Origin of the sequence: Kitasatospora sp. NPDC091257, from assembly GCF_044757675.1 — a bacterium.
GTDB lineage: Bacteria > Actinomycetota > Actinomycetes > Streptomycetales > Streptomycetaceae > Kitasatospora > Kitasatospora lactacystinica.
In genome coordinates, this window is sequence record NZ_JBIVVI010001398.1 from 1 (window position 1) to 2,131 (window position 2,131).

At 75.8% G+C, this 2,131-nt stretch carries 2 protein-coding genes; one reads left to right on the forward strand and one right to left on the reverse strand.

Going from position 1 to position 2,131, the window contains the following annotated elements; all coding sequences use genetic code 11:
• Nucleotides 1-322: 322 nt before the first annotated feature.
• Nucleotides 323-1,126, reverse strand: a complete 804-nt coding sequence (locus tag ACIQOV_RS38665) for a methyltransferase domain-containing protein (protein ID WP_359898524.1) — start codon at nucleotides 1,124-1,126, stop codon at nucleotides 323-325.
• A gap of 271 nt (nucleotides 1,127-1,397) precedes the next feature.
• Between ACIQOV_RS38665 and ACIQOV_RS38670 the strand changes: the two genes are divergently transcribed.
• Nucleotides 1,398-2,084: a Tat pathway signal sequence domain protein gene (locus tag ACIQOV_RS38670; protein ID WP_401055494.1), complete on the forward strand. Its 687-nt coding sequence runs from the start codon at nucleotides 1,398-1,400 to the stop codon at nucleotides 2,082-2,084.
• The last annotated feature ends 47 nt before the right edge of the window (nucleotides 2,085-2,131 follow it).

Sequence of the window (2,131 nt, forward strand, 5' to 3'; positions counted from 1 at the left end):
CCCCCGGTGGCACGGCGGCCCGTCCGTCCGGGTGTTCGAACGCGTCCATACCGTCGAGGTTAGACCGACGACGGCCCCGGTTCCCCGCCCGGCCGGAGGGATCCTCGGCGGCGCCGGTGGCGAAGGCCGCGATCCGCTCCAGGGGCGGGTTCCAGCCCCGGGTGGTGTCCACGGCCAGGCAGGGGGCGTCCAGCGCGATCGGCGTCCAGGACTCGATCGGCCGCTCGCCGCGCGCGATGCGGCGCAGCAGTTCGCCGTCCGCGTGGACGGCACGGCCGGGCGTCCCGGCGGCCCGGCGGGCGATCCGCTCCCGGGCGGCGGTTCACGGCCGGCGCGCCCAGGCGGAGATCATCGGGGCGGTGGCCAGGTCGAGCCGGCCGCCGGCGACGTTGGCCAGGTGACGGTCGATCTCCTCGTCCGTCGCGAGCCCTTCCCGCACCAGCAGCCCGCGGATCTGCCGGACCGTCGCGTCCTCCAGGACCGCGCAGGCCGGCGAGGTGATCGGGAAGTAGGCGTCGGCCCGGACGTCGACGAGGCCGGCCTCGCGCAGCGCCCGGGGCAGCGTCCGCCCGTACGCGAGGTCGGCGCCGCGCCCGGCCATCAGGGTGCGGAAGCCCGACCGCAGCCGGTTGGCGAGGCGCTCGTCGGGCCCGGACTCGTCCGGGCAAAGCAGCGGCTGGAGGGCCGGGTCGGCGTCCTCCAGGAGCAGCCGGCCGCCGGGGCGCAGCGCCTGGACCATCCGGCGCAGGGCCTCGGCGCGGTCGGCGACGTGCACCAGGACCAGCCGGGCGTGCACCAGGTCGAAGCCGCCGGGCGGCGGCGGGTCGGCGGCCACGTCGTGGCGCAGCACCTCGATCACGCCGCCGGCGGCGGGGGCGGTCCAGGAGACGTCGATGTCGGTGGCGACCACCGTGCCGGTCGGGCCGACGCGTTCGGCGAGACCGAGCGGCACCGAGGGGCCGCCCGCGCCGACCTCCCAGCAGCGCATGCCGGGGCCGATTCCGAGGGCGTCGACGTGCCGGAAGGTCACCGGGTCGAACAGCTCGGCGAGGGCGCGGAAGCGGATTCCCGCCTCCGACTGGCGGTTGTCCAGGAGGTAGCCGTGGTCGCTGTCGTGCTCAGCCATGCCGGAATTCTCGCAGGCGGCGGGGCCGCCGGGTGCTCCGGCCCCTCGGGGCCGCGGGGTCGGGTCGGCGAGACGGCGGTCAACCAGCCCCCAGAGACGGCGAGTTGGGGTTTATTGACGAAAAGTCAGCAAGTTTGTCCCATCGCCTTGACGGCGCACGGTCACGGCTGGACCGTAGGGAAACCGGAAACGCCGCGCGCTCCCCGGTCCCCACCGCTCGGGAGCCGCGAGAGGACGTCTTCTCGCCCCTCACCGAGGAAGAGGTTTTCCCATGCGCTTCAGCCGTCACCTCGCCGTCACCGCCGCCGCCGTCTGCGCGGCCGGCGCTCTGGCCGCCGCCCCCGCCTCCGCGTCGCCGCAGCCCCTCACCGCCGGTCCGGTGCTCACCACCGGGAGCGCGGGCGGTACCGCCGTCGCCGTGGGCGACGCGCTCGCCGCGCCGCTCGCCACCGGCACCAAGGCCACCTTCTACTCGACCGCGACCAGCACCACCGGCGTCACCTGCGCCACGTCGCAGCTCTCGGCCTCGGTGCTGGGCAACCCGGCGGCGCCGGGCAGCGCGACCGCCTCGCTGACCGGGCTGACCTTCGGCTCGTGCACCGCCAACGTCACCGGGGTCACCTCGGTGCGCAGCCTGACGGTCGGCAACCTGCCGTACGGCGTCACCGTCTCCGACGCGCCCGGCCTGCCGGTCACCCTCACCGGCGGGTCCGCCGGCACGATCCAGGCCACCGCCGTCCTGGACACCTGGTTCGGCACCATCACCTGTTCCTACCAGCTGAGCGGCGCCTTCACCGGCAACGCCGACAACGCCGCGCACAGCCTGGCGTTCCGCACCGAGCACTTCGCCAAGAGCGGCGGCTCGACGCTCTGCCCGGCCGACGGCTACTTCTCCGCGACGTACGGCCCGGTGGCCGACACCAGCCAGGCGGGCGGCCCGGCCGTCTTCGTCAACTGACCGCCCCGCGGGACCACCGGGGTGGGCGCGGCAACACCCGCCGCGCC